Source organism: Microtetraspora malaysiensis, assembly GCF_050947145.1.
In the GTDB taxonomy this organism is placed as follows: Bacteria; Actinomycetota; Actinomycetes; order Streptosporangiales; family Streptosporangiaceae; genus Microtetraspora_A; species Microtetraspora_A malaysiensis.
Genome location: NZ_CP191998.1, coordinates 1,087,137 through 1,113,489 on the forward strand (window position 1 = coordinate 1,087,137; position 26,353 = coordinate 1,113,489).

General features: G+C 70.3%; 28 protein-coding genes and 1 tRNA gene. 13 read left to right on the forward strand and 16 right to left on the reverse strand.

Annotation, left to right across the window (positions count from 1 at the left end):
* Positions 1 to 98 precede the first annotated feature (98 nt).
* Together sepX and ACQP1V_RS05410 are read left to right on the forward strand one after the other, a co-directional pair.
* Positions 99 to 890, forward strand: coding sequence for a divisome protein SepX/GlpR (gene sepX, locus ACQP1V_RS05405; RefSeq protein WP_433419402.1), 792 nt, complete (start codon positions 99 to 101; stop codon positions 888 to 890).
* 60 nt (positions 891 to 950) lie between these two features.
* A tRNA-Ala gene (locus ACQP1V_RS05410) sits at positions 951 to 1,027 on the forward strand.
* Positions 1,028 to 1,253: 226 nt separating this feature from the next.
* Here the strand turns inward: ACQP1V_RS05410 and ACQP1V_RS05415 are convergent.
* A complete protein-coding gene (locus tag ACQP1V_RS05415; RefSeq protein WP_433419405.1) occupies positions 1,254 to 1,673 on the reverse strand; it encodes a DUF6789 family protein in 420 nt (139 codons plus the stop codon).
* 111 nt (positions 1,674 to 1,784) lie between these two features.
* Here ACQP1V_RS05415 and ACQP1V_RS05420 point away from each other — a divergent pair, with 111 nt between their 5' ends.
* Complete coding sequence (locus ACQP1V_RS05420) at positions 1,785 to 2,834, forward strand: NAD-dependent epimerase/dehydratase family protein (RefSeq protein ID WP_433419407.1); 1,050 nt, start codon at positions 1,785 to 1,787, stop codon at positions 2,832 to 2,834.
* A gap of 63 nt (positions 2,835 to 2,897) precedes the next feature.
* Here the strand turns inward: ACQP1V_RS05420 and ACQP1V_RS05425 are convergent, their stop codons facing one another.
* Positions 2,898 to 3,260 (reverse strand): MmcQ/YjbR family DNA-binding protein, encoded by a 363-nt coding sequence (locus ACQP1V_RS05425; RefSeq protein ID WP_433419410.1) that lies wholly within the window; start codon positions 3,258 to 3,260, stop codon positions 2,898 to 2,900.
* Between the two features lie 139 nt (positions 3,261 to 3,399).
* Between ACQP1V_RS05425 and ACQP1V_RS05430 the strand changes: the two genes are divergently transcribed.
* A complete protein-coding gene (locus ACQP1V_RS05430; protein WP_433419413.1) occupies positions 3,400 to 4,272 on the forward strand; it encodes an aldo/keto reductase in 873 nt (290 codons plus the stop codon).
* Between the two features lie 82 nt (positions 4,273 to 4,354).
* Here ACQP1V_RS05430 and ACQP1V_RS05435 read toward each other — a convergent pair whose 3' ends face one another.
* Positions 4,355 to 5,035, reverse strand: a complete 681-nt coding sequence (locus tag ACQP1V_RS05435; RefSeq protein WP_433419416.1) for a DsbA family protein — start codon at positions 5,033 to 5,035, stop codon at positions 4,355 to 4,357.
* 257 nt (positions 5,036 to 5,292) lie between these two features.
* Here ACQP1V_RS05435 and ACQP1V_RS05440 point away from each other — a divergent pair, with 257 nt between their 5' ends.
* From ACQP1V_RS05440 to ACQP1V_RS05460, 5 genes are all read left to right on the forward strand, one after another.
* Positions 5,293 to 6,753, forward strand: coding sequence for an MFS transporter (locus ACQP1V_RS05440; RefSeq protein ID WP_433419419.1), 1,461 nt, complete (start codon positions 5,293 to 5,295; stop codon positions 6,751 to 6,753).
* Positions 6,754 to 6,911: 158 nt separating this feature from the next.
* A complete protein-coding gene (locus tag ACQP1V_RS05445; RefSeq protein WP_433419423.1) occupies positions 6,912 to 7,163 on the forward strand; it encodes a cell division protein SepF in 252 nt (83 codons plus the stop codon).
* Between the two features lie 259 nt (positions 7,164 to 7,422).
* Positions 7,423 to 7,659 carry a dsRBD fold-containing protein gene (locus ACQP1V_RS05450; protein WP_433419426.1) on the forward strand — a complete coding sequence of 79 codons (237 nt, stop codon included), beginning with the start codon at positions 7,423 to 7,425 and terminating at the stop codon, positions 7,657 to 7,659.
* 29 nt (positions 7,660 to 7,688) lie between these two features.
* On the forward strand, positions 7,689 to 7,967 hold the full coding sequence (locus tag ACQP1V_RS05455; protein ID WP_387416245.1) for a dsRBD fold-containing protein: 279 nt from the start codon (positions 7,689 to 7,691) through the stop codon (positions 7,965 to 7,967).
* Between the two features lie 195 nt (positions 7,968 to 8,162).
* Positions 8,163 to 8,447 (forward strand): DUF1540 domain-containing protein, encoded by a 285-nt coding sequence (locus ACQP1V_RS05460; RefSeq protein ID WP_433419429.1) that lies wholly within the window; start codon positions 8,163 to 8,165, stop codon positions 8,445 to 8,447.
* On the opposite strand, the gene ACQP1V_RS05465 is transcribed toward ACQP1V_RS05460, so the two are convergent.
* Positions 8,432 to 10,825, reverse strand: coding sequence for a DUF4118 domain-containing protein (locus ACQP1V_RS05465; protein ID WP_433419432.1), 2,394 nt, complete (start codon positions 10,823 to 10,825; stop codon positions 8,432 to 8,434). The two genes, ACQP1V_RS05460 and ACQP1V_RS05465, sit on opposite strands and share 16 nt — an antisense overlap.
* A 109-nt stretch (positions 10,826 to 10,934) precedes the next feature.
* Positions 10,935 to 11,198 (reverse strand): hypothetical protein, encoded by a 264-nt coding sequence (locus ACQP1V_RS05470; protein WP_067140781.1) that lies wholly within the window; start codon positions 11,196 to 11,198, stop codon positions 10,935 to 10,937.
* 351 nt (positions 11,199 to 11,549) lie between these two features.
* On the opposite strand from ACQP1V_RS05470, the gene ACQP1V_RS05475 reads away from it, so the two are divergent.
* Positions 11,550 to 12,353 carry an SDR family NAD(P)-dependent oxidoreductase gene (locus ACQP1V_RS05475; protein ID WP_433419435.1) on the forward strand — a complete coding sequence of 268 codons (804 nt, stop codon included), beginning with the start codon at positions 11,550 to 11,552 and terminating at the stop codon, positions 12,351 to 12,353.
* Between the two features lie 107 nt (positions 12,354 to 12,460).
* On the opposite strand, the gene ACQP1V_RS05480 is transcribed toward ACQP1V_RS05475, so the two are convergent.
* The 3 genes from ACQP1V_RS05480 to ACQP1V_RS05490 all read right to left on the reverse strand — a co-directional run bounded on the left by ACQP1V_RS05480 (position 12,461) and on the right by ACQP1V_RS05490 (position 14,568).
* Positions 12,461 to 13,405, reverse strand: coding sequence for a ribose-phosphate diphosphokinase (locus ACQP1V_RS05480; protein WP_433419438.1), 945 nt, complete (start codon positions 13,403 to 13,405; stop codon positions 12,461 to 12,463).
* A gap of 172 nt (positions 13,406 to 13,577) precedes the next feature.
* The gene (locus ACQP1V_RS05485) at positions 13,578 to 13,883 is read right to left on the reverse strand and encodes a hypothetical protein (RefSeq protein ID WP_387416239.1); all 306 of its coding nucleotides are present in this window, start codon (positions 13,881 to 13,883) and stop codon (positions 13,578 to 13,580) included.
* A gap of 79 nt (positions 13,884 to 13,962) precedes the next feature.
* Positions 13,963 to 14,568 (reverse strand): TetR/AcrR family transcriptional regulator, encoded by a 606-nt coding sequence (locus tag ACQP1V_RS05490; protein WP_387416238.1) that lies wholly within the window; start codon positions 14,566 to 14,568, stop codon positions 13,963 to 13,965.
* A gap of 82 nt (positions 14,569 to 14,650) precedes the next feature.
* Between ACQP1V_RS05490 and ACQP1V_RS05495 the strand changes: the two genes are divergently transcribed.
* Positions 14,651 to 15,241, forward strand: coding sequence for a hypothetical protein (locus ACQP1V_RS05495; RefSeq protein ID WP_433419442.1), 591 nt, complete (start codon positions 14,651 to 14,653; stop codon positions 15,239 to 15,241).
* Between the two features lie 5 nt (positions 15,242 to 15,246).
* On the opposite strand, the gene ACQP1V_RS05500 is transcribed toward ACQP1V_RS05495, so the two are convergent.
* On the reverse strand, positions 15,247 to 17,058 hold the full coding sequence (locus ACQP1V_RS05500) for a transposase (protein ID WP_433425761.1): 1,812 nt from the start codon (positions 17,056 to 17,058) through the stop codon (positions 15,247 to 15,249).
* Positions 17,059 to 17,152: 94 nt separating this feature from the next.
* Here ACQP1V_RS05500 and ACQP1V_RS05505 point away from each other — a divergent pair, with 94 nt between their 5' ends.
* Positions 17,153 to 17,812, forward strand: coding sequence for an alpha/beta hydrolase (locus ACQP1V_RS05505; protein ID WP_433419445.1), 660 nt, complete (start codon positions 17,153 to 17,155; stop codon positions 17,810 to 17,812).
* A gap of 5 nt (positions 17,813 to 17,817) precedes the next feature.
* Here the strand turns inward: ACQP1V_RS05505 and ACQP1V_RS05510 are convergent, their stop codons facing one another.
* Genes ACQP1V_RS05510 through ACQP1V_RS05525 form a run of 4 tightly spaced genes read right to left on the reverse strand, consistent with a single transcriptional unit; the run spans position 17,818 to position 21,165 of the window.
* The gene (locus tag ACQP1V_RS05510) at positions 17,818 to 18,426 is read right to left on the reverse strand and encodes a response regulator transcription factor (RefSeq protein ID WP_433419448.1); all 609 of its coding nucleotides are present in this window, start codon (positions 18,424 to 18,426) and stop codon (positions 17,818 to 17,820) included.
* Complete coding sequence (locus ACQP1V_RS05515) at positions 18,423 to 19,556, reverse strand: sensor histidine kinase (RefSeq protein ID WP_433419451.1); 1,134 nt, start codon at positions 19,554 to 19,556, stop codon at positions 18,423 to 18,425. The genes ACQP1V_RS05510 and ACQP1V_RS05515 overlap by 4 nt, the downstream gene beginning before the upstream one ends.
* On the reverse strand, positions 19,553 to 20,260 hold the full coding sequence (locus ACQP1V_RS05520) for an ABC transporter permease (RefSeq protein WP_433419454.1): 708 nt from the start codon (positions 20,258 to 20,260) through the stop codon (positions 19,553 to 19,555). Before ACQP1V_RS05520 ends, ACQP1V_RS05515 begins: the two co-directional genes overlap by 4 nt.
* A gap of 8 nt (positions 20,261 to 20,268) precedes the next feature.
* On the reverse strand, positions 20,269 to 21,165 hold the full coding sequence (locus ACQP1V_RS05525; protein WP_433419457.1) for an ABC transporter ATP-binding protein: 897 nt from the start codon (positions 21,163 to 21,165) through the stop codon (positions 20,269 to 20,271).
* A 524-nt stretch (positions 21,166 to 21,689) separates the two neighbouring features.
* On the opposite strand from ACQP1V_RS05525, the gene ACQP1V_RS05530 reads away from it, so the two are divergent.
* A complete protein-coding gene (locus ACQP1V_RS05530; protein WP_433419460.1) occupies positions 21,690 to 22,778 on the forward strand; it encodes an RNA ligase family protein in 1,089 nt (362 codons plus the stop codon).
* Between the two features lie 42 nt (positions 22,779 to 22,820).
* Here the strand turns inward: ACQP1V_RS05530 and ACQP1V_RS05535 are convergent, their stop codons facing one another.
* From ACQP1V_RS05535 to ACQP1V_RS05545, 3 genes are all read right to left on the reverse strand, one after another.
* Positions 22,821 to 23,270 carry an archease gene (locus tag ACQP1V_RS05535; protein WP_433419463.1) on the reverse strand — a complete coding sequence of 150 codons (450 nt, stop codon included), beginning with the start codon at positions 23,268 to 23,270 and terminating at the stop codon, positions 22,821 to 22,823.
* A 4-nt stretch (positions 23,271 to 23,274) separates the two neighbouring features.
* Positions 23,275 to 24,672 (reverse strand): RtcB family protein, encoded by a 1,398-nt coding sequence (locus tag ACQP1V_RS05540; protein WP_433419466.1) that lies wholly within the window; start codon positions 24,670 to 24,672, stop codon positions 23,275 to 23,277.
* 318 nt (positions 24,673 to 24,990) lie between these two features.
* Positions 24,991 to 26,151, reverse strand: a complete 1,161-nt coding sequence (locus ACQP1V_RS05545) for an acyltransferase family protein (protein WP_433419469.1) — start codon at positions 26,149 to 26,151, stop codon at positions 24,991 to 24,993.
* Positions 26,152 to 26,353: the final 202 nt, after the last annotated feature.

The window sequence follows — 26,353 nt, forward strand, 5'->3', positions numbered from 1 at the left end:
TCGTCAATCAGTGACACGCAGTCTTACGGTGCGTGACGTGAGCACATCTCCGACGTCCAGAGTCCGCAGGTGTGCTCGGCATCTCCGGAGGTGGTCGCATGGGTAGCGTCCTCCTCTACCTCGCCATTGTCGTCATGTGGCTGGGCGTTCTGCTGCCGATGTGGTTGCGCAGGGACAAGCACGCCATCGACGACCTGTACGAGGACGAGCCCGCCGAGCCCGCGGCTGACGCGGACACGGTCATCGAGAGTCCGCAGCCGGAGTCCGTCCAGGAGGCCGACGCGGATGCGGGCTCCGCTCCGCTCACCGTTCCGCTGCCCGCCCCCGTCGTGGAGGCGGCCAGGCAGGGCGCCCTGTCCGCTGATTCGGGGGCCTCGGGTGTCGGTGCCTCCCAGGAGGTGTCCTCTGCGGATGAGGCGGCCGGTGACGCCGAAGACAAGGCGGACCGCTCGGATGCGGCTCCGGCCGCCGACGGCGCGGACCGGCCCCGGGAGGACCGCGCGGCGCGCGCACGCCGGGCCGCTCGGCGGCATCGCGCGCTCATCATCGCCCGCCGCCGCAGGCGGATGCTCTGGAGCATCCTGCTCGTCATCGCCTCCACCGTCACCGCCGCCGTCAGGGTGATGCCGTGGTGGGCCGTGGCGCCCTCAGGCGTCCTCCTTGTCGCGTACCTCGCCGTGCTGCGTGTCGCCGTGCGCGTGGACGCGGAGCGGCGCGAGCTGGCCGCCAAGGCGCGCGCGGAGCGGCTCGCGAAGCAGCGTGAGCGCCGGCGCGCCATGGAGGCCATGGCCCGCGAGGCGGAAGTGATCATGCTGGAGGCGCGCAAGCGGGTCCCGGTCTTCGACCAGTACTCCGACCAGTACTCCAACAGGCGTGCGGTCGGCGACTGAGGGGGATCGACGGGGTTGGCGCGAGCGACTCCGAATGTTTGCTAATCTAGTCGAGGCATTGGGGCTATAGCGCAGTCCGGTAGCGCACTTCGTTCGCATCGAAGGGGTCTGGGGTTCAAATCCCCATAGCTCCACCAGGCCGAAGGCCCGCCAGGTGAATCACCTGGCGGGCCTTTCTGTTGCTCGCAGACCCTCATGCTCAGCCCGGGTCGCTGGGCTTACGAGGTCATCACGCTCAGTGGAACCCTCGTGTCGTCGGACGGCAGGTCGCGCATCCTCCTAAGCGATGAGAAGACCAACCACAGCGGTGCGCCGCATCGCGGGTTCCTGCCAACAGCGCGCTTCGTCTTCCCGAGCGGATTTTCAGGAACGGCTGAGGTGGTTGACCGTGGCCACGAGGACCATTCCGTACACCACATGGCCGGCGGCGAGCACGGCGGTGCGGGAGGAGTCATCGCGGGCTTCCGGCGGCAGGATGCCGATGCGCGGCACCCAGCCGCGCTGGCTCGCGGCCCAGGCCGCCAGCGCGTACCCGACGCCGAGCGGCAGGCCGGCCCGCCCGCGCGACAGGGCACAGAGCACGGCTCCGGATGCCACGCCGAACCCGAAATGGGTGAGGGACTCGGTGGGCCGGGCCCGGCGGCGGGGCGGCGGGCCGGGAGCGACGCGTCCGGACGGCCGGTCACGCATGATCCAGGCCTGATCTCCGGCCAGCGACACCGCGGTCAGCGCCACGGTGGCGAGGGCGCCCCCGGCGGCGCCGCGCACCAGCATCCTCAGCATGAGCACCCTTCTTCCCCAGAGATCGGCTCATGCCCGTACGCGGCGCGCGGGAAACGGGTGAACCCCCAGGCCGGAAGGTTTTGACGGCCTTGCCCGGGGCAGCGGGGGCGCATGCGAGTAGTCGTGGTCGGAGCGACCGGCAACGTAGGGACAAGCCTGGTCTCCGCGCTGGAGGCGGATCCGGAGGTCAGCTCGATCGTGGGCGTCGCCCGGCGGTTTCCCGGGTGGCGGCCCGGCAAGACGGAGTGGCGGACGGCCGACATCGCCACGGCGGACCTGGCCAAGATCTTCACCGGCGCCGACGCCGTGGTCCACCTGGCCTGGCTGTTCCAGCCGACCCATGATCCGGTGACGACCTGGCGGGTCAACGTGATGGGCAGCGAGCGGGTGTTCCGCGCGGTCGGAAAGGCGCACGTGCCCACGCTGGTCTACGCCTCGTCCGTCGGAGCGTACTCGCCGGGGCCGAAGGAGCAGGCCGTCGACGAGACCTGGCCGACCCACGGCTGGCCGGACGCCGCGTACGGACGGGAGAAGGCCTACGTCGAGCGGCTGCTGGATATCTTCGAACGGGACCACCCCGACATCCGGGCCGTCCGGATGCGGCCGGGCTTCATCTTCAAGCGCGAGGCGGCCAGCGAGCAGCGGCGGATCTTCGCCGGCCCGCTCGTGCCGGGGCGGCTGGTCCGTCCGGGGAAGGTCCCCTTCGTGCCGGACATCCCGGGGCTGCGGTTCCAGGTGCTGCACGCCGAGGACGCGGCGGAGGCCTACCGGCTCGCGGTGACCCGGCCCGTCATCGGCGCCTTCAACCTCGCCGCCGACCCGGTCATCACGCCGCAGATTCTGGCGGAGATCTTCAATACGCGGGTGGTGCGGATGCCCGCCCTGGTGGCGAGGACGGCGCTGGCGGCCGGCTGGCACCTGCGCCTGGTGCCCGCCGCGCCCGGCCTGCTGGAGATGGCGCTGAAGATCCCCCTGATGGACGTCTCCCGGGCCCACGACGAGCTCGGCTGGCACCCGCTCAGGAACGGGCGGCAGGCGCTGGAGGAGTTCCTTGAGGGCCTGCAGCGAGGCTGGGGGATGGACACGCCCCCGCTCGCGCCCGAGGAAGGCGTGGTGGGCCGCGTCAAGGAGCTCGCCACCGGCGGCGGACAACGCTCCTGAGCTGCCGGCCACCTGGCGGCGTTCCTGCCGACGGCGGGAACGCCGTGGGGTCGCCGAGCAGGCTCACCCTCCGGCTTCGTACTCCTCGACCAGGCGCCGAGGGGCGGTGAGGCACCACGCTTCGGTGACGAGTTCGGCCAGCTCATCCGGCGGCACCCTGTCCAGCCGGATCTCCACCCAACCGAAGCGGCCCGACGTGTAGGAGCGGGTGAAGACCTCCGGGTCCTGCCCGACGAGCGCCTCCCGCTCTTCCAGCTCCGCCTTCACCAGCGCGACGCCCTTGTCCTCGTTGAGATAGGCGAACCCCTTGGTGCGTACTTTCACACCGACGTGAGTCCCCGGGGCGCCAAGCTCGGCCTCCGGAAGCCCCCGCACGATCCGCAGGAACTCCTCCACACCGGCGGCCTGATCAGTGAGACTTTCCATGCGGCAGGTCTATCAACCGGGACCGACATTCTTCCCGCCGACGGATGCGGGTCGTCTCCGCCGGGGGCTCCATCACGCCGGTTTCGTGGCACACGGAGACTGGGTGGGACACGTCTTACGACCTTCTTAGGGGTGGCACATGGCAGGACAGGCGGAGCGCCTTCCGGCGCAACGCAGCGGCACCTTCCTTCTCGGCGGGGATCTGCCGGTCGTCCGGCTCGGATACGGCGCGATGCAGCTCACCGGGCCGGGCGTCTGGGGCGAGCCGCGCGATCGGGGCGAGGCGCGCGCGGTGCTGCGCCGGGCCGTGGAGCTCGGGGTCGACTTCATCGACACCGCCGACTCCTACGGCCCCTACGTCAGCGAGGAGATCATCGCCGAGGCGCTGTACCCGTACGGTGAATCGCTGGTGATCGCGACCAAGGCGGGGCTCGTACGCACCGGTCCCGGGGAGTGGCACCCGGTCGGGCGGCCGGAATACCTGCGGCAGGAGGTCGAGATGTCGCTCCGCCGGTTGCGGCTGGAGCGGATCGACCTGCTGCAACTGCACCGAATCGACCCGCAGGTGCCGGTCGCCGACCAGGTCGGCGTGCTGGCCGACATGAAGGCCGAGGGCAAGATCCGGCACATCGGGGTGTCCGAGGTCTCGGTCGAGGAGATCGAGCAGGTCAGGTCCATCACCGAGATCGTCTCAGTGCAGAACCTGTACAACCTGGCGAACCGCAAGTCGGAGGCCGTGCTGGAGTACGCGGAGCGGCAGGGGCTGGCCTTCATCCCCTGGTTCCCGATGGCGACCGGTGAGCTGGCCAAGCCGGGCGGCCCGCTGGCGAGCATCGCCCAGGAGCACGGCGCGACGCCCGCCCAGCTCGCGCTGGCCTGGCTGCTGCGCCGTTCGCCGGTGGTGCTCCCGATCCCCGGCACGTCAAGCGTTGCGCACCTGGAGGAGAACGTGGCGGCGGCGGAGGTCGAGCTGACCGACGACGAGTTCGAGAGCCTCAGCAAGGCCGTCTGAAGCGCGCGGTCCGCAACCGTTCGCCGGAGGAGTCGAGGGAGCGGTGCGGGGCCGTCCCCCGGGGCCGTTCACGGCCCCGGGGTCACGCCTGCTGTACGGGCGCGGCCCACGGCTTGGTCCAGTCGAGGTCGCGCCCGTCCAGGCGGATCGTGGGCGTGCCCTGCACCCCGCGCGCGAACGCGAGCTTCGACAGTGCGTCGGCACGGGCGGAGGTCTTGTCCGAGTTCAGACAGGCGGCGAACTCCTCCTCGGCGAGGCCGACCCCCTTGGCATACCGCACCAGTTCCTCGACGGCGAAGCCGCCTTCCTGCGTCTCTTCGGGCTGGTGGGTGTACAGCTCGTCGTGGTAGGCGAGCCATTTGCGCGGATCGGTGACACACAGAGACGCCATGAGCGCCCGGCGCGAGTTGTCATGGGTCACGCCGGAGTTCTCGCCGAACACCGTGAAGGGGTGGATGACCAACGCGACCTTGCCCTGCGCCGCCCAATCCCTGGCGGTGCCGCCGTTGAGCTGCTCGAAGTCGCGGCAGTACGGGCACTGGTAGTCCTCGTACACCTCAAGGACGGGGGAGGCCACGCCGGGGAGCGCCATCAGGATGGTCCCGTCGGGGCGGAACGAGACGAGATCGGACGGGGAGACGGCGCTCCCCTCCCGGCGGCCGTCCGGCGCCAGCGTGATGACGCCGAGCACGATGAGGACCACGGCCGCGGCGGCCAGCTTGACCATGCGCGTACGGATCGCCTGGAGGCGGGAGGTTTCCACGATCAATTGCCCCTAAGAATGGCGCACGGTTGCGCCGCCGATGGTATCGGGGGCCGACTCTCACGCAGGCCGCCGGGTTCCGGGGATCCCGGTGTGGGAGAGGGCCTCAGGAGCCGCGGCGCGGGGGCCAGGGCGCGCTGAGTGAGGCCCGCCTGAGTCCTGACATGAGCGATTGTGCATGATGCGTATGACATGTACCACCGAGACTGCGGTGTCGGGATATAGGCCGCTCCGCCGGATCCGCAAGCGGAGGCCTTTTGAGCGCGACGTCACTGACCGGTCAAGAGGAAGGCGCTGAGATCGGCTCACGACGCGCCAGAGGCGTGATCGCCGTACTGTCCTGCGCGGGCATCCTGGTCGCCCTGATGCAGACCCTCGTGCTTCCGCTGCTCGCCGAGTTACCCGTTCTGCTGCGGACCACCGCTTCCGACGCGTCCTGGGTGATCACGGTGACGCTGCTGGCGGGCGCGGTGGCCACGCCGGTCATCAGCAGGCTCGCCGACATGTACGGCAAGCGGCGGATGCTGCTGCTCTGCCTGGCGCTGCTGGTCGTGGGGTCCGTGGTGTGCGCGCTGAGCGGCTCGCTCGTGCCCATGGTCGCCGGGCGGGCGCTGCAGGGGTTCGGCATCGGGGTGATCCCGCTCGGCATCAGCATCATGCGCGACGAGTTGCCGCCCGCGAGGCTGGGTTCGGCGATGGCGCTGATGAGCTCCTCGATGGGCATCGGCGGGGCGCTCGGCCTGCCGGCCGCCGCAGCGGTGGCACAGTACGTCCACTGGCACGTGCTCTTCTGGGCGTCCGCCGGACTGGGCGTGGTGGTGCTGGTACTGGTGGTCGCCCTGGTGCCGGAGTCTCCGCTGCGCAGCGGCGGCCGTTTCGACGTCGTCGGCGCGCTGGGACTTTCCGCCGGGCTGATCTGCCTGCTGCTCGCTGTCTCCAAGGGCGGCGACTGGGGCTGGTCGAGCCCCGTCACGCTCGGTCTTTTCGGCGCGACGCCACTCGTGCTGCTCGTATGGGGCCGGTACGAGCTGCGTGCCCGTGACGCGCTGGTGGACCTGCGGACGAGCGCGCGCCCCCGGGTCCTCATGACCAACCTCGCCTCTGTCGTGGTCGGGTTCGCCATGTACGCGCAGGCGCTGGTCCTCCCGCAGCTCCTGCAACTGCCGGAGGCCACCGGGTACGGCCTGGGCCGGTCCATGGTGGCCGCCGGGTTGTGCCTGCTGCCCGGCGGCATGGTGATGGTGGTGTTCTCGTCGCTGTCCGCGCGCATCTCGGCGGCCAGCGGCCCGCGGACCTCGCTGGTCATCGGCTGCCTGGTGATCCTCAGCGGGTACGCGATGGCGTTGGGGATGACCCGGCAGGTGTGGCAGATCGGCCTGATCTCCGCGGTCATCTCGGCGGGGATCGCGTTCACGTACGCCGCGATGCCCGCGCTGATCATGTCGGCGGTGCCGGCCTCGGAGACGGCGGCCGCGAACGGGCTGAACAGCCTCATGCGCTCGATCGGCACGTCGAGCGCCAGCGCCGTCGTTGGCGTCGTGCTCAGCCACATGGTGGTGCCTCTGGGGCCGGCTTCGGTGCCCTCGATGACCGGGTTCCGTACCAGCTTCGTGATCGGCGGCAGCGCGGCGCTGGTGGCGGCGCTGCTGGCCCTGGCGATCCCGGCCCGTCGGCGGGCCCCGGCGGGCATGCTCGCGGGCGAGAACGCGGCCGGCTGAACCGGAAGCCCTCAAGGCTGGGCACGTGGCGGCTCGGCGAGCCACGGCTCCGGCGGCCCTCATCCCCGCATGATGGCGGCAAGCGCGGAGGTTCCGCCTCGCGTACGCCCGCAGGGGATGCGCTTGGCGGCTCGCCACCCCGGGGGCAGACTGGAGCGGTGATCAAGACGCTGCGTCCGCGGGACTACAACGAGGCGCTGTACGTGGGGCACTACTTCCGTACGGGCACCCCGGTGGTGATGGATCTGACGGGGTTGCCCGACGGCGAGGCCAAGCAGTTCGTGGACTTCGCCGCCGGACTGGTTTTCGGACGGCGGGGCAGGATGGACCGCCTGGAGAGGAAGGTCTTCCTGTTGCTGCCCGCCGGAATGGCCGGCCCGACGCATCCTGCCGGTGAGCCGCAGGAATGATCGAGCCCACTCGGTGACAGTCCCCGCGTACCAGGGAGGCTCCGCGCGGGCGTGCGGGGGAACGGAGCCCAGGGCACGGGAGCCCGTGCCGGGGCCGGAAACCGCCGAGGCCGCTTCCCGGCAGGCTGACCGGCCACGCCGTACGGCGGGACCTTCGCCTCTGGGGAGCGCGGGTCGTCAGGGCGTGGGATGGAAACGTGAGTGGCGCGCGGCGCCGGCGACGGGCACGTGCCGTCCACACCATGGGACGGGGGCGACCATGGAAGCCAAGCAGTCGAGCATCCGGATCTACGTCGACGAGGACGACGACGCCACCACTGCTCGCGCGGTCCTGTCCACCGGGGACGACACCCATGTGGTGGGAGTCGGCCGTGCGCGCCGCGACCCGACGGACGCTCCCGTCCCCGGCATCGGCGACGAGCTGGCGATCGCCCGGGCACTGGCCGACCTGACGCGAAAGCTGTCCGCCATCGGCCCGGAGGACATCGCCGGCTGAGCGGACGATCGGGGCGAAGGAGTTCGAGGATGACCGACAAACGGTGGAACGTCGTCATCGATATCAGCGAGCACGGCGACGACACCCATGCCCGTGCCGCGTTGGCCGTCGCGGACGGCGTCAGCGTCTCCGGCGCCGGCCACGCCCGCCGGAGTCCGGACGACCGGCTCGTTCCGGAGGTCGGCGACGAACTGGCCGCCGCCCGCGCCCTGGCCAGGCTGAGCCACTGCCTGTACCAGACGGCGCTCAAGGAAATGCTCTCCCGGGGGATGGCGATCGAGGAGATGCCCGGCCTGGATCAGCGGTGAGACCGGGGCAGTTTTTTTGCCCGGCGGCTGCGCGACCTTGTCGAAGAGTTGGGCGCGGCATGGGCGTGAAGGGCGTTGCCGAGCGGTACGAGAGGGGCGCCGGGTGTGCGCCCATGTGCCACCTGGCGAATCGGACGGACAGACGAGCGGGGAGGCTCCTCGGGGCGGCCCCTGATCCTTGGGAGAGCCGCAGCGATGGAGATGCCCACCGTCAACGAGTGCCAGGTCGAGTCGTGCGCGTACAACCGGGATCGCGCCTGCCACGCGCTCGCGATCACGATCGGGGACACGCACCTCGCCCAGTGCGACACCTTCTTCGGCATCTCCTCGAAGGGAGGGGACCCCGCCACCACCGGCCGGGTCGGCGCGTGCAAGGTGTCCGACTGCCGACACAACACGCAGCTCGAATGCCAGGCTCCCGGAATCGTCGTCGGGCAGTCGCGGAGCGAGGCCGACTGCCTGACCTACGCGCCCGCGTAGCCGCCGCCTCCTGAGCGACCCGGACGCACCACGTCGTGCGCGGCCGGCGCACGGGACGCGGCGGCGGGAAGGTTGAGCACGGCGGTGCAACCGCCGCCCGCGGTCTCCTCCCAGCGCAGCACGCCGCCGATCGCCCGGGCGAGGTCGGCGCACACGCGGGGCACGATGCCGACCGGACGCCCATCGGCGTCCCGCTCCCACATCCGGGGGACGGGGGCTGTGTGATCCACCAACCGGATCTCCACGCGCCCGTCCACCTGGGCCGCCTCGATGTGGAGACGCGCCGCATCCGCGGGGCTCCGCCGCAGCGCGTCGGCGGCCAGGTAGGTGATCAGCCGGGTCAGCAGCACGGCGTCGGCGATCACATTCGGTAGTTCCTGGGGCAGGCGCAGGACCAGGTCGTGCCCTCCGGGCCCCAGATCGTCGACGGCGACGATCAGGACGTCGCCGACGTCGACCGGGCGGAGGAAGACGTCCAGCGCCCCGTTCAGGCGGCTCACGTCGACGAGATCGGCGACCAGACCGTGGACCCGCTCGACGGCGCCTTCGGCCTGAGCGCACAGCTCGTCCCATTCGTCCTCCGTATGGGGAGCCGTCCGGTCGCGCAGTCCTTCTACGGCGTGCCGTGCGACCGCCAGCTCAGGTTCCAGATCGCCGGCGACCGTCCGCAGCAGATCGGTGCGCCGCCGGTCCGCCAGGTGCTCCTCGGCCCGCCGTTCGCTGCGCCGCTCCTCCAGGCTGGCCGCGACAAGGGCGGCGCACGCGGCGAAAACGCGCCGATCGCCGGCGTCGAGAGAACGGCCGTGCCCGGCCAGCACCAGGGTGCCTCCTGTCGCCGCCTCCGTGTCGGCGTCCTCGGGACGTTCCGGCGGCATGGACCCCGAGCTGGCGACGACGAACCAGCGGTGCCCGCCCGCGCCGTCGCTCTCCAGGAGACTGACCGAGTCCAGCCCGAAGGTCACCCGTACCCGCTCCAGCAGGGCGGGGAGATCGTTCCCTCCGCGCAGCGCGCCGACCGCCAGGTCCGAGAGCGTCGCCGCCTCCACGGAGGAGCGTGCGGCGGCGCGCGACCTGCGCGCTGCCCGCTCCACCGCCCCGCTGACGATCGACGCGACCACGACGAACACCGCCAGGACGGCCGCATTGGCGGGCCGTCCGATCGCCAGCGAGCCCATCGGCGGGACGAAGTAGTAGTCCGCCAGCACGCCCGCGCCGACCGCCGCCACCAGCGCCGGATACAGCCCGCCGACCAGCGCGACGGTTACCACGGCCAGCAGGTACAGCAGGAGCACGCCCGCCAGGCCGGGGCCGGGCAGCCAGACCAGCGCCAGCGTCAGGCCCGGCACCAGCAGCGCCGCCAGCGTGACGCCCCACCAGAACCGGGCGCGCCCCAGGCCACGCGTGAGCGACGGCAACGTCATGGCGGGCGCGCGCGTCTTCCGCTTGTGCGGCAGGACGTGGACGTCGATGGCGCCCGCCATCCGGGTCGCCTTGTCCACCACCCGGTCGCCGAGCAGGAGCGCGGCGAGCCGCCCGCGCCCGGCGCCGCCGAGGACGAGCTGGGTGGCGTCCTCCGCGCGGGCGAACTGCAGGATCGCGGCCGCCACGTCGGCGCCGACCACCTGGTGATAGGAACCGCCGAGCGACTCCACGAGAGCCCGCTGACCGGCCAGGACCGCCGGGTCGGCCCCGGGCGCGTCGTCGGTGCGGATCACGTGCACCGCGAGCAGCTCGCTTCCGGGGGTCCGATCGGCGATCCGCGCGGCGCGCCGGATCAGCGCCTGCTCGGCGGCGTCGCCGGACAGCGCGACCACGATGCGCTCCTTCGTCTCCCACGGCGTCGCGATGCCGTGCTCGACCCGATAGCGCTGCAGGCCCTCCTCGACCCGGTCGGCGAGCCACAGCAGGGCGAGCTCCCGCAACGCCGTGAGGTTGCCCGGCCGGAAGTAATGCGTCAGCGCCACGTCGACGCGGTCGGCCGGATAGATGTATCCCTGCACCATGCGGCGGCGCAGCGCCTCCGGCGTCAGGTCCACCAGCTCGATCTGGTCCGCGCGGCGGACCACCTCGTCGGGGATCGCCTCGGACTGCCGGATGCCGGTGATCTGCTCCACCAGCGCCACCTGCGGCCGGCGCGCCAGCACCGCCTCGGTGTCCATCTCCGTGAACGGCCGACCCCGATAGATCACGGTGCGGCGGGGGACGACCTCCAGCCCCTCGGCCATCTTCGCCGTCAACCGGCGGCCATGCGATTCGAGAAGCCCGATGACCACGTCGGCGCCGCCGGCCTTGACGCGCTGCCCCTCCTCGAGCATGGCGTAGGTCTTGCCCACCCCCGGAGCGGCGCCCAGATACACCCGCAAGCGGCCACGTTCCATGTCTCGCCCTTCCACCACTGCCCTCCTGCCCGTAGACGGGCCCGGAGAACGGCACGCTCGGTGCTCCGCGGTGGGCGGCGGCCGGTGTGGCGGTACGGGCTACCGGCGATTACTCCGATTCGGCCTTCGGGGGCACCAGATCGGCGGCGAGCAGCAGTTCGTGGGCGAGCCGGGCGCTGTGCGCGGGGCGTGTCTGGTCGGGTTCCTCCAGCGGGTTCGCCTCCATGCCGCGGGCGAGGGCCAGGTTCGCCTCCGCCAGGGTCCGGACCTGTTGCTCCAGGCGGCTCACCCGGCCCTTGAGAAGGTCCAGTTCGACCGTCAGCCGGTGCGTCTCCTCGGCCGTACTCCCCGTACCGGACTCGTGAAGTGTCATCGGATCCCACCCCCCAATGGGACGTGTCCTGTTCTCCCAGCCTTGTGGGGGCGCCGGCTGTCGGCCCAGGGACTTCGGTCCCTACGGCACGGGACCTTGCGACTTCTCCGGCTCGGAGGCGTTGCGCGGGTCGCCGCTCCGCCGTGGGAGAAGAGCGATGAGGGGTTCCGGAGCCGGCGCCGGCGTTGTCGCGTTCGAGGCGTATGCGCGGAGACGCAGAATTGCCGGTCCGATTTCCGCTGCAATTATTCGTCTGAATCGCGCCGGTCCTCGTCACGCGCCCGCTCGTACGGTTTTTATAACGAAACCGTCCGCCTTTTCCGGGCGGAAATCACGACGAGGGAAGTACATATGGATCTCCAGCTTTCCGGCCGGGTCGCCGTCGTCACCGGCGCGTCCAAGGGCATCGGTCTGGCCGTCACGCGCACTCTCCTGGGCGAGGGTGTCCACGTTGTGGCCGCCTCGCGGAAGAGCACCCCCGAGCTGGACGCGCTCGCCGGCGACCTGGTTCACGTTCCGGCCGATCTCACGGACCCGGAGGCTCCCGGGCACATCGTGGAGCGGGCCGTTTCCGAGTTCGGCGGGCTCGACATCCTGGTGAACAACGCCGGCGGACCGCCGCCCGGCGTGGCCCTGCCGCGCTTCTCGTTCCTGGCCCCGAACGACGAGGACTGGCGGGTCATGTTCGAGTTCAACCTGTTCTCGGTCGTACGGGCCGTCCGGGCGGCCATCACGCCGATGCTGGCCCGCGGCGGAGGCTCGATCGTGAACATCTCCTCGGGCAGCGCCCGCCTGCCCGCTCCCATGAACGTCGACTACAACGCCGCCAAGGCGGGGCTCAACAACCTGACCAAGGCGCTCTCCGAGGAGTTCGCTCCCCAGGGCATCCGGGTGAACACCATTTCGCCGGGCCCGGTGCGTACGGCGTGGTGGACCGAGAGCGGCGGCGCGGCCGACATCATCGCGGCCCAGGCCGGAACCGATCGCGACAGCGTCATGGACCAGGTGGCACCCGAAATGATGAAGCTGTCGACCGGTCGTCTGGTCGACCCCCAGGAGATCGCCGACGTGGTGGCCCTGCTCGCCTCACCCCGTTCGGCCAGCACGACCGGAGCGGACTTCGCCGTCGACGGCGGGTTCCTCAAGCAGGTCTGAGCCCGGTCGGGGTGTTCCGGGAAAGATGAGGCCCAGGTCGAGGGATGCTCCTTGACCTGGGCCCTCGGCTGGATGGCTGGGACCGCGTTATGGCGTGATTTATGCCGTCAAGGTGCGTCGAACAGGGCGCTGACCGATTCGCCGTCATGGATGCGACGCATGGCCTCGGCGAGGGCGGGCACGATCGACAGGACGCGGAGCTTGGAACCGGGCGCGGCCGCCGGGACCGGCACCGTGTTGGTGCAGACGATTTCCGCCACATCGGACTGGCTGCCGAGGCGGTCGACCGCTCCGCCGGCGAACAGGCCGTGGGTGCAGGCGACGCGTATCGAGCCGACCTTGCGTTCCCGGAGCCGGTCCAGCAGTTCGATCACCGTCGTGCCCTTGGCGATCTCGTCGTCCAGGACGATGATGTCCTTGCCCGTGACATCGCCGATCACCGAGCTGATGGTGACCCGGTCGTCGCTCAGCCGCTGCTTGGCTCCCATCGCGACCTCGACGCCCAGGAGCCGGGCGAAGGCCGCGGCCTCCTTGGCGTTGCCCAGGTCGGGGGAGACGATGACCGTGTTGGAGAGGTCGTACTGGCGGAAATGCGCGGCAAGCTCGCGCAGGGCGTGCAGATGATCGACCGGGACGCTGAAGAATCCGTGGACCTGGGGTGAGTGCAGGGTCATCGTGAGCACGCGGCTCGCCCCCGCGGCGACCAGGAGGTCGGCGACCAGGCGCGCGCCGATGGAGATGCGGGGGGCGTCCTTCTTGTCCGACCGGGCGTAGGCGAAGTGGGGCATCACCACGGTCGTCCTGGCGGCCGAGGCGCCTCGGGCGGCGTCCAGCATCAGGAGCAACTCGACGAGGTGTTCCTGGACCGGAGGGACGAGAGGCTGGATGAGAAACACGTCGCGTTCTCTGCAGTTGGCCTGTAGCTGCACTTCCAGGCAGTCGTTGGCGAAACGCTTGATCTGGACCGGATGCAGCGGCGTTCCCAACTGGGCGCAGATTTCGGCCGCGAGTTCGGGGTGGGCGCTGCCGCTGAATACGGTGATGTCTCGCACGAGGCGCTCCTTTTGTGGAGTGGTGCTCGGTCGATCGGGCCAGCGGCATGCTACAGGTGGCCGTCGTCCGGTCCCCGCCGCGAGCCGGCGGGCCAGATGGCCGGGGAGAGAAGAGCTGCACCGCCGAGGGAGAACTCGGCGGTGCCGTCCGGTCGGTAATGTCGGCGAGCGGTCAGGGCTTCGGCTTCCAGTGCCAGGTGTTGCTGGGGTATCTGACGCACTTGTATCGCTTGGCGTGGGCGGCGGCCCGCATGGAGTATCCGTAGGCGTTGCGCTGGGCGGTGGAACAGAAGGCGCCGGGTGAGACGCAGTCCCAGTGTTTCTTGTGCAGGTAGTAGTACCTGCCTGACGGTTGCTTTTTCTGACACCAGCCGGCCGAGGTCGTGTGCGAATGCGTACTGGTGGCCGCGAAGGCGGGGGCGCCGGAGGTGAGCAGCAATGTTGCCGCGGCAAAAGCCGCCGTGATCGTTTTCCGCACATTGATCACATTAGTAATGGGTGATCACATTTGGGGGGCAAAACCGCAGCCAAGCATCACCCGCGCTTGTCGGGGCGGCTCATTTCGAGCGGCCGGTGACGAGGTCCACCGCGGCGTCGACGGCTGAGAGATGATCCTGGTGAGCGCCGGAGGGGTGCATCAGGATGGACCACATCAGCCCATCCATGATCGCGAGGACGAGCTGGGCGAGCGCGTTGTGGTCCTGTCCCGGGCGTAGTTCGCCGACAGACTCGGCGTACGCGAAGACGGTGCACAGGTTGTCGCGCGCCTCCCGGTTCAGCTCGTCGATCACCGCGGCGAACTCCGGGTGGACGGCGGCCCTGGCGTAGAAGGCGGCCCAGATGCGCGCCTCGCCCTGTCGGCGGGCGTCCAGGGGGAGCAGCTCCAGGAGGGTGGCGTGGAGCGCGTCGGGGAACGGCATCCCGCCCGGCCCCAGGCGGATGTGCCGGAGGCGCTCCCGCTCCGCCTCAACGACGGTGCGCAGGGCGAAGTGCAGCATCTCGTCCTTGGTGCTGAAGTAGCGCTGCACCGCGCCTACGGAGCATCCCGCCTCGGCCGCCACTGTGCGGACGCTGGCAGCCTCCAGTCCTTCGCGTTCGGTGATCCGCAGCAGCGCGGCCGTCACGTGGCGACGGCGTTCATCATGATCGACAGCCTTTGGCACGCCTCCAGTGTCACGCATCCCGCTTTCCGAGTACAGTCGTATTAAATACAGTCGTATTCTAACCCCGGGGGGCGAGGCGTACATGGCCGATCAGCACAAGGAGAGACGACCGTGGGGGCGTCGGCTGGCGCTGGCCGGCGCAGGGCTCTTCGCCGCGATCCTGCTGCCCGGGGCCGCGACGGCGCTGTTGCCGATGCCGAGCTTGGAGTTGTGGGCGATCGGGTTGCTGGTGCTGGAGTTCAGCCTGGTCTTCGCGGCCGTCGCGGTGGCGGGCGTCGTGCTCGCGGTGATCGCCGGACGGAAACGCCCTGGAGGCGGGCGCGGTCTGTCAGCCGGCGGACGCCGGATGGCGGCCGTGCTCGGAGCGGTCAACGCGGCGATGCTCGTCGCAGCCCTTCTCCCGGCGGTCTCCGCGTGGGGAACGGCTCGCAAGCACGGCGTCCCGCTCAGCCTGGCCGGATATCTCGACGGACTGTCCACCTCCGCCGGGCGCGGCCCCGACGAGACGATCCGGTACGCCCGTGTCGGGGGCGAGGACCTCATGCTCGACGTCTGGCGACCCGCAGCGACGGTCCCCGTGGCCGGACGGCTCCCCGTGGTGGTCAACGTGCACGGCGGGGCGGAGGACGCACCACAGAGCCCGTTTCCCCGGTGGGATGACTCTGGTGGCTAATTCGATCAGGCGGCGAGGGTGAGTTCGAGTCGAGCGAGGTGGCTGGTGCGGGTGCGGTCCAGCGCATGGCCGTTCCACCAGGCATCCAGACGGATCAGGTTGAGTGCGACCGCGGAGAAGACGTGGTCGAGATGGACCTTCTTCAGACCCCGGTAGCGGGCCCGGCGCATCCCGGTGACCGCGACAGCTTGATGCATAGTGCCCTCGACTCCCGCGCGGAGAGCGTATTTGGCCTGCCAATCCTTGGTGTTCTGCTCGCTGCGCGCTTGATCAAGGGCTCGCTGCAGCTCACGCGGACGCAACGTGAGCTGACGGCCACCCTTCCGCGCCGTGGTACACGAAGCCCGGACCGGGCATGCCCGACAGCTCTCGCCGGGGAACTTGACCACGATCGCCTCGGCACCGCGCTGGGTGCACGGGCTCCACGAGGCGCTGACCTGGCCCTGCGGGCAAGTGACCTGCTCGCTCTTCCAGTCGACCGTGAACGCGGTGCGGTCGAACCCTGCACCGGCACGGGCCTGCGAGGAGTGATCGAGCAGGACCGGGGTGATCAACGCCAGGCCGTAGACCGTGCGAGAGGTGACCAGCAGCTCCGCGGCGGCGTACCCCGAGTCCACGTAGTGCTCGGCCGGCAGCAGGCCGCGCCGCCGCAACGCCTGGTGGATGATGCTGGTCATCGCCACGTCCGGCACGGTCGCGTCCGTGGTCGACACGTTCGTGATCAGGTTGGGCGGGAGGCGATCCTCCCCGTTCTCCGGCTCCTCGCTCACCGGGTCTGTGTTGCCCGGGTCCCTGTTCGTGACATCGCGCCCGTCGCTTGCCTCCATCGAGTGGGAACTGCCGGCCGAACTGCGGGCCATGGTGTGGCAGGTCTCGCTGATGTGGACCTTGAAGCCGTTCCAGACGAGGTCATCGCCCTTGGCCGCCCAGCGGGCGTCGGTGTCATACGGGGAGGTCAGACGCCATCTGCCCGGCGGCAGTCCCTCTCCGCCTTCATCGAGTGCCTGCCGCCTTTTGACCACCTCCCGCCCGTCCTTGCCAGTCACCCGGGTGTAGTTCTGGATCAGCATCACCCGCAGCGCCTGCACGGCGGGCAACTGCCGCAGCCAGGGTGGGGAGAACGGCGCATAAACGGCTTCCACCAGCGCATATCCGTCCGCGCCGTACGCGAGGGCGAGTTCGGTTCGCTTGGTGGCCGAGGTCGGCAGCCGCCAGGAGTCCACCCGGGCGTGATACCGCCGCGACCAGCCGCCCACCTCCAGCACCTGCTCGACCCAGCCCGCAGCCGCCGCGGCCAGCGCCTCCAGCGCCGCCCGCACACACTCACCCGCCAGCTCGATCCGGTTCAGATCCCGCACCGCACTGATCACATGCGTGGAATCAGTTCGCTGCATACCACCAGCCTTCACCAGGCCCTTTGCGGCCAGCCTGGCCAGCAGCAGATCCAGGACCCTCTCCTCCAGGCCGTGCTCGGCCACCCGGGTACGGAACTCACTCAGCACGGTGTGGTCGAACCCGGGATCGTCCAGCTCCAGCGATAGTGCGTACTTCCAGTCCATCGCGTACTTGGCCCGGTCAGCGGCGGCCCGGTCGGTCAGGTTCTCCACCTTCTGCAAAACCGTGACCAGCGCGAGCAAGCCCGGGGAGAGGCCCGGGCGGCCCCGCGTCCCGAACGCTTCAGCGAACTCGGCATCGGCAAACAGTTCGCCTAGCTCATCTCGAACCCGCATGGCCAGCGGATACGCGCCCTTCGCCGAGGCCGCGCGCGCCACCCGCGCGGTCATCTCCGGAATCTGCGGCCACGGCTGCGGCTGCATCGACACGACTGCTCCATATTCGCGGCCGGGACGGGGGAACAGCCGCACACCGCATGATCCCGGCCAGACAGCCCCAGATCATCAACATCCGCCCGTGTGTCACAAATTAACCACCAGGGTCTGGGATGCCTGGCTGGCCGACTCGGGGCACGTTGTGTTCGATGTGGACTACCGCTTCTTCCGGCCGTACGACTGGAAGTCCTCGCCGGGCGACGTAAAGTGCGCGCTCGGGTGGGTGGTGCGCAACGCCGAGCGATACGGCGCGGACCCGACGCGCATCACGCTGATGGGCCAGTCGGCCGGCGGCTACCTGTCCCTGCTGGCCGCCTTCACCACGGCCGCCGAGCTGCCGCCGTCCTGTGACGTTCCCGAGGTGAAGCCGACTGCGGTCGTCTCCTGGTTCGGACCGGGAGACGCGACGGCCGAGATACCGTCCGCGTTCCGGCTGTCGGAGGCGGTGCGGCGGCTGCTCGCCGAGGAGACGTGGCCGCTGGCTGAAGAGGACTGGGAGCGTGCGTCGCCAAGCACGTACATCCGGCCCGGGCTGCCGAGAACGCTGCTGATCCAGGGAGGTCGCGACATCCTTCAGCCCGCCGAGCACACCAGGGCCTTCGCCGCCCGGCTCGCCGATGTCGGGGTGCGGCACGAGCTGGTGGAGATCCCGTACGCGGACCATCAGTTCGACCTGGTCTGGGGTGGGTTCGGCAGTCAGATCGCCCGACACGTGATCCGGGGGTTCCTGAGCGGTGGGTGAGCCGCTCAGAGCCAGCCCTTGCGCTCCGCGATCTCCACGGCCTCGGCCCTGGTCCGCGCGCCGAGCTTCTGGATGGCCGCGGACAGGTGGTTGCGCACCGTGCCCGCCGAGAGGTGGAGGTCACGGGCGATGTCCGCGATGGTGCCGTGCCCGCGCGCGGTGGCGAGCACGTCCCTCTCACGCGGCGTGAGCGGGCTCGCCCCCTCGCTGAGCGCGGCGACGGCCAGCGCCGGGTCGATCGCCTGCCCGCCCTCCGCGACCTTCCTGATCGCGGCCGACAGTTGCTCGATCGGGGTGTCCTTGATGAGAAACCCTTTGGCTCCGGCGGCGAGTGCGGCGTGCAGGTAGCCCGGCCGGCCGAAGGTGGTGACGATGACGACCTTCGTCTCGGGTACCGCCGTGCGCAGCCGCCTGGCCGCCTCCAGCCCGTCGATGCCGGGCATCTCGATGTCGAGCAGCGCCACGTCGGGACGGAACGCCTCGCAGGCGCCCACGACCTGGTCGCCGCGTGCCACGTCGCCGACCACCTCGAAGCCGGGTTCAAGCGACAGCAGCGCCGCCATCGCGCCCCGGAACATGGTCTGGTCCTCGGCCAGCAGGATGCGGATCGTCATCGTGTCTCCTTCGGTGCCTCGATCCTCAGCAGGAAGCCGCCTCCGTCGCGGCGTCCCACGGTGAGCGACCCGCCGAGGGCGCGGGCCCGCTCGCTCAGCCCGGCGAGGCCGTTGCCCGGGCGTCCTCCGTCCGGGGCGCCCGAGCCGTCGTCGGCGACCTCCACCGACACGGAAGGGTCCGCGGACACGGTGATGACGCACGACGACGCGCCGCTGTGCCGCAGGACGTTGGTGATCCCCTCGCGCACCGTCCACGCGAGCAGGCCCTCCACGGGCACCGGCAGGTCCCAGGTGTCCGGGGCGCGTACGGTGCACGCGATGCCCGCCGCCTCCGCTGCCTGGACGGCGGACGACAGCTCCGCGGCGAGTGTGGGCTGGCGGTAGCTGGTGACGGCCTGCCGCACCTCGGAGAGGGCCCGGCGCACGGTCGCGTCGATGTCCTTCAGCTCCGCGTCGGTCCGTTCCTTGTCGACGGGGAGCAGGCGGCGGGCGAGCTCCGTCTTCACCGCGACGACCGAGAGGCTGTGCCCGACCAGGTCGTGCAGGTCGCGGGCGATGCGGTTGCGCTCCTCCAGTACGGCGAGCCGGGCCAGCTCCCGCCGCGTTCTCCGGAGTTCGTCGATCAGCTCGGCGCTTCGGCGCGCCTGGGCCGAGAACATGCCGATCAGCAGGACGAACGCGGTGAGGATCAGGGTCTGTCCGGCGTCCGCGCCGTGCGCGAGAACGAGCATCCCGGTCACCGCGCCGATGCCGAGGATCAGCGGTTTCGTGTGCTTCCTGCGGCTCCATCCCGCCGCCGAGGTCGCCCAGGCGACGTTCACCGCCCACTCCGGGCCGGTCGACGCCACCAGCCCGAGAGCGAGCACCACCAGTGCTCCGAACGCGAGGAGCCAGTGACTCTCCCGATCGTCCGGGACGACCCGGGTCACCACGCCGAGGACGGCGGTCAGCGCGGCGAGCCCGAGGGTGAGAGCGACGGCCCACGCGGGGTGGGCACCGTTCACGTACACGATCGAGGCGAAGACCGTCGCCACGATCATCAGGATGAAACGGGACCAGCTCCGCGCCGACCACACCGAGGTGATCCGTTGCGCGGAGCCGTCCGCCGGCCCGTCGGACACGGCGCTCATGCGCCCGAGCTCTGCCGCCACCGCAGGATCACGGCGACACCGGCGGCGACGGTCCAGACGGCCAGCACGCCGGCCTGTGTGACCGTGGGCGCGTGCCCCGCGATCACCGCGTTGCCGCCCTGGACGAGCCCGTAGGACGGGGTGAGCTGCCGGATCTTCTCCCAGACTCCGGGCAGGGCGCCCGCTCCGATCACCCCGCCGAGCACGGCGAGCGCGAAGAAGACGACGACGATGCCGAGCTGGGCGGTCTTGCCCCGCAGGATGAGACCGAGGAACAGGCCGAGCAGCCCGAACGGCAGCGAGCCGACGAGCAACAGCCCGATCAGCGCGGCCCACCGCCCGGCCGGCAGGTGCACGTGGCCGGCGAGCAGCCCCGCCAGGGACACGCCGGCCACGCCGGGCAGGACCATCAGGACGCCGAGCACGATCCGGCCGGCCAGCCACTGGGCGTCGCTGAGCGGGGTGACCTTGAGCTGCCGGATCCACCCCTGGGCCCGGTCGTCGGCGACTCCGCCCCCGGCCGCCATGAGCGCTCCGCCCGTCGCGGCGTACACGGCCATCGCGACCAGCGCCAGCGCCGAGATCTGCACGCCGTCCTGCTCGCCGCTCTGGCGTCCCCAGAGCAGGTAGAACCCGACGGGGACGGCGATCAGGAAGATCAGGTACTTCACGTTGCGCGCCGTACGGGTGATCTCAAACCGCATGAACGACATCATGACTGGTCCTTCCTCGACGAGAGAGAGATAAGGGCTTCTTCCAGACCTGCACCGGTCACTTCGAGGTCGCGTACGCCGCCGATCGAGGTGTAGAGCATCTCGACGGTCCGGTCCGCGTCGTCCGTGCGGAGCAGTACGTCGTTTCCGTGGATCGTCACGTCGACCACGCCCGGCAGGGCGAGCAGGCGCTGCGGGTCCGGCGCGGCGAGCACGCAGCGGACCGTGCGGCCCCCCGCCATCGCCTTGATCGCGGAGGGGGTGGCGTCGGCGACGACCCGGCCGTGGCTCAGGACGACCACCCGGTCGGCGAACTGGTCGGCCTCCTCCAGATAGTGCGTGGCGAAGACCACGCTGGCGCCGCCCTCGGCCGCGCCCCGGACCACGGCCCAGAACTCGCGGCGCGCCTCCACGTCGAGAGCGACCGTCGGCTCGTCGAGGAACAGCAGGTCGGGACGGCCGGAGACCGCGATGGCGAACCGCACCCGCTGCGCCTGGCCGCCGGACAGCTCGGTCGCCTGGCGGCCGGCCAGTTCCGTCAGCCCCGCCAGCTCCAGGACCTCGCCGACGTGGCGCTTCCCGCCGTACAGGCCGCAGGCCAGCCGTACGATGTCGCGGATCGTCGCCCCGTCGGGCAGGCCGCCGGTCTGCAGCAGCGCGCCGACCCGGCCGCTCGCCACCGCCCGCGACGGGGACGTGCCGAGGATGGTGATGTCGCCCTCGTCCGGGCGGCGGAGCCCGAGCATGAGGTCGACCGCGGTGGACTTGCCCGCGCCGTTGTGTCCCAGCAGGGCGACCGTCTCGCCTCGACCGACCGTGAAGCTCGTGTGGTCGAGGGCCCGCGTCGCGCCGAAACGCTTGCTCACCTCGTGAAAGAGGACTGCCGAGTTCTCCATGCCTTCGACAGTAGATTCGCCGCTCTTTGCCGATAAGTGGCGTGAATCGTGACTTCACCCATGACGATCGTCATGGGTGCCGCCATCGCTTTTCCGGAGGAGCGGCAGTGGTTGGGGCGGAAACGCAACGCCCTACATTTTGATCTTTTTGCGGATAAGGTGCCTCTGGTCTATTTCGGGTGGTGAGGAGTCGGATTCACATGTGGCGGTCACGCGGGTTCCGGCTCTGGACGGTCGCGACCGCGATGGCGCTGTTGCCCATGGCGCTGCGATTGCTCCCGGAATCGATGCTGACCATCAGTCGAGACCGGGATCGGCAGCCCGTCCGGAAAGCTGTCGCTCACGTCGTGGGAAGAAGGTGAGGCCCTGCCCGACCTCGCCGGCTCCGGCCCCGGCCACTACCGCGTCCGCATCTACGCGCGCAACCAGCAGGAAGCCGTGATGAACCCGTCCGATGTGCCGGTCGAGGAGCATCTGGTCGTGGTCTATCCCGGCAGGTCGAAAAGGACCTTCTTCCTGCCCAAATGAGCAGACTGAAATCGGTCCGGTCCGCGAGCTGGATCGGGAACGGCGATTCGGAGCCGGAAAATGAGTTGATCTCCAGGTGGGCGTCGGAGAAGCTGCCCGCCGAAGTGTCCGGGCACGGAACGGAGGTCAGAACCGTGTGGTACCCGAAGATCCCGCAGCGGTTCGGCGACGGGCCGTTGCCCGGCGGGAGCTGGGTGGCCGAGGAGAAGGTGCACGGCGCGCATCTCGCGCTGGTCAGCGACGGCCGTACCGCGCGGGCGGCCGGACGGCGCGGGCTGTTGGGCGAGGATCGGCTGGAGACGTTCTTCGGGCTGACGCGCCTGTGGCCGGTGCTGGCGACAGCGGCGGCGGCAGCGGCCCGGGCCGCCGGACATATCGTGATCTTGTATGGGGAGCTGGCCGGAGGAGGCTATCCGCACCCGCGAGTATCGCCGGTCGAGGACATCGGCCCGGTGCAGACCGGCGTGTGGTACAGCCCTGACCTGATATGGCTGGCTTTCGACGGTGCCGTCGAGACACCGTCGGGACCACGCTGGATGAGCCGCGCCGAGCTGGCGGAGCTGATGGCCGATGTGGGCGTGGAATGCGTGCCGCTGCTGGGGCACGGCCGGCGGCAGAAGCTGGCGGAGCTGACGGTGGACTTCCCGACGCTCGTGCCCGGAATGCTGGGCCTTCCGGAACTCCCCGGCAACCGGGCCGAAGGCTACGTCCTCAAGCCCGCCGGATCCTGGGACGCAGGCGAACGGGGACCACGGCCGGTACTGAAGGTCAAGCATCCCGACTTCGCCGAGGACGCCCGCTACAACGGCGCCCGGCCGTTCGTGCCGCCGCCCGGTGGAGTGACGGGAGTGCCGGCCTGGCTGCTGGCGGCCGCGGTGGAGCGGCTCACCCCGCCGCGGGTCGACGCGGCCCGCAGCAAGCTCGGCCCGGCCACCGGCACCGCCGAGTTGGCCGCCGAGGTGGTGGCCGACCTGCTCGCCGACCTCGACGACGACCTCGGCGGGCTGCCCGAGCCCGACCGCCGACGCCTGGCCGCCGCGCTCACGCCCGCGGCCCGCACGCTGGCCACATTTCACGACCGCTGAACCAGCCGCTCGACCTGGGCGGATGAGGTCTCACGCGCTCGGTCATACGTCGACGGTCACCGTGCACACCCATCCTTCGGGTGCGCGGTCGAATCGCAGGTCATGGAGGGAGATCCCCTTGGGAACCGCCCCGATCTGGGGGACGGTCGCGACGTCGGCCATGCCCAGGGTCAGATGGAGCCCGTCCTCGTCCTCGCGGACGTCGACGCTGCAGGGAACGTGGGCGCCGACGTCCATCTCATAGATCACTTCATCGAGTACGGCCAGGATCTGGTCCTCCGGGGGCCCGGCCTCGACCTGGAACGACCGAGTGCCGCAGCGAACCGCGTCGGAGAGGTCGGCGAATCCCTCAACCATCGCGCGGACGGCTTCCGCGACGCACTCGGCACGCGTCGGCGCCCACGCCCTGATGCGTACGTCCGCGGTGTGCGGCAGGGTGGTGTGACCCTGCGCCGGGGGCGGTCCTGAACCGGGTTCGGGGCGCCGTTCCACAGGGTCAACCCTTCACCACGCCGAGCGGCACCAGTCTGGCGACGTTGCCGCACAGCCCGGCGCCGACGCCGGCGGCGACCACGGCGTCGACGTCCTTGTAGGCGGTCGGAGTCTCCTCGGACAGGCCGCGCCACGACGACGCGCGTACGGCGATGCCCCGCGCCTCCAGCCGGTCGCGCAGGTCGCGGCCCTGGATGGAGCGCGCGGCCTGGTGGCGGCTCTGGACCCGGCCCGCGCCGTGACACGTGGAGTGGAAGGCGGGCCCGTCGGCCACCCCGGTGAGGACGTGCGAGGCGGTGCCCATCGTGCCGGGGATGAACACCGGCTGGCCGAAGGGCGCCAGGTCGGCGGGGAGGCCGGGGTGGTACGGCGGGAGCGCCAGGGTGGCGCCCTTGCGGTGGACGCACAGCCGATGGCCGTCGTGCTCTTCGAGCTTGGCCATGTTGTGTGACACGTCGTACACGAGGTCGAGTGCGGCGCCGGTGACACGTTCGAAGACGCGCCGGGCCGCCTCGGACAGCAGTTGGCGATTGGCCCGGCCGTAGTTCGCGGCGGCGGCCATCGCGCCCAGATACGCCCGGCCCTCCGGTGAATCGACGGGGGCGCAGGCCAACTGCCGGTCGGGAACGTGGATGCCGTACCGCGCCATGGCCTTGTCCATGGAACGGACGTGCTCGCTACAGATCTGGTGCCCCAGGCCGCGTGAGCCGCAGTGGATCATCACGCACACCTGCCCGAGCCGGAGGCCGAACGCGGCGGCCACCTCGGCGTCGTAGATCTCGGTGACGGCCTGGACTTCGAGGAAGTGGTTTCCCGAGCCGAGGCTGCCGACCTGGACGGCGCCCCTTTCGACGGCCCGGCCGCTGACCTGTGCCGGGTCGGCGCCGGCGACCGCGCCCTGATCCTCACACCGGTCGAGATCGCGGGGAACCCCGTGCCCCTGTTCCACGGCGTAGCGTGCCCCCTCGCGCAACACACGGCCGAGCTGCGCGGACCCGGGCAGCGGCCACACGCCGCCGCGTCCGAGCCCGCGCGGCGTGGCCAGGTCGAGCTCGTCCATCAGCCGGTTCAGCCGAGGAGCGAGCTGCTCGCGCAGCAGGTCGGCGGCGAGGAGGCGAACCCCGCAGGAGATGTCGAATCCGACCCCGCCGGGGGAGACGACTCCCCCCGCCGCCACGTCCGTCGCGGCCACGCCGCCGATCGGGAAGCCGTACCCCCAGTGCAGGTCGGGCATGGCGTACGACGCCCGGACGATGCCCGGCAGAGTCGCCACGTTGGCGACCTGCCGCAGGGCCTCCTCTTCGGGAAGAAGGTCAGGCGTGGTGAACACGACCCCGGGTACCCGCATCGGCCCGTGCCGTTCGATCCGGAATCGGAACGGTGTCTCCTGAACGAGTTTCACGACTGGCCTGGTCCCATCGGTGAGTGATCGCCCCGGCCGGCTGTCTCCGCACCGCCTCTCCATCCACCCTCCGCCGAGCGGGGGCCGCCGTCCGCTGGCCAGAGACCCGGATCGCCGGGACGAAAGTCCCTTTACAGCTCTGCCCGTGGGTGTGTGAAGGGCGCCGAGGCATACGGCGCGGGACAGGCCGAGCCGATGGAACTTGGGCCGGTGCCGACAGCTGCCGCGACTCCTTCACCTGAAAACTCCGCTGGTCCAGGGACGTGGCGACGCGCAGGGCAGCCCCAGTGTCCGGCGAATCGCCAAAACCCAGCCAGCTCAACGAGGCAGCCGCGGGCCGAGGTTAAAGATCAAGTTCAGGGCCTGTTTAAATACGGGGGCCAGCGGCCGTTCGATCAGGGCATGGATGGCGTAGGCGACAAGGCACATCACCACCATCGTGCTGATCAGCAACAGGTGCGGCGGCACCCTGTTGCCGAGCCTGGTGAATATGACAAAGCCGACGTGCGCATGGATCAGATAGAGCGGATAGGTCAGGGCCCCGGCGACGGCGAACCAGGGACGGCCCAGGTTGCGGGTGACCCGCAGCGCGATCAAGGTCATCACAAGGAAGATCGCAATAATGACGGCCACCACGACACCCGCCATGATCTCGGTGTGGTTGCCGACCTTGCCGGCGAACTCGACGCCCCGGTAGACGGCGTTGCCGAGGCAGGCCACGATGATCACACCGAGATTCCAGGACAGCCCGGACCGGTAGACCACGCACAGGGCCATGCCCGCGATGAAGTAGTGCGAGAACTGCGACTGCACCACCAGATCGGCGACGGAGTGAACGGACGCGGGAAGCACCCCGCTCTGCAGCAGGAAGGTCAGAGCCAGCCAGCCCCACAACATGCCGGTCACCCTGCTCCGCGTGACGCCGATCCAGGTCAGGACGAAGATCAGCGCGTAGAACCTGATCTCGGCCCACAGGGTCCAGTACACGACGTCGATATTGGGAATGTTGGGTAACGCATTGAACATCGTCAGATTGGCCAGATACTGCACGAAAGTAACGGGATATCTCCCCAGGCTGAGTGTTATCGAGACAATGATCGTGATCGTGACCGCGACCCAGAAAGCCGGATAGAGGCGGACGATCCGCGACACCACGAAGACCCTGGGGCGGCGCTCCCAGGCGCTGAGCAGCACCACGAAGCCGCTGATCATGAAGAACAGGTCTACGCCCAGATAGCCGAATCTGGCCAGCTCACCGGCGACGGGGAACGAGAGGGGGCTTGCGCCGCCCGCGTATCCGGAGAAGACATAGTGGTAGGTCATCACAGCGACGGCCGCGGTGATACGCAGCGCGTCGATCTCATGCAGCCGGTCACGCTGAGGGCTACGGTGCCGGCCGGGGTCCCGCCAGCCGCTCTTTTCGGTCAGGCCGCCAGGCGTGTGGAAGGCCGTTCGGCGTTGGATGGAAGGCGAGATCACCTCGGGTCAATAAGCGAAGGGCGGTGGCGGGGGGAACGGGCACTCCGCAGGACATCCGCGCAGCGCCGCGCGGCGGCGGTGCGGGCGTTGTCCCGTCGGCTGAGTTCGCCCGTTCCGGTCCGGCGAACGCGAAAGTCGGCGTGGGCGGGTGCGATTAGGGGGCGGCCACAAAGGCGTCACCGCCGCCGGCGTGGCACAGCCC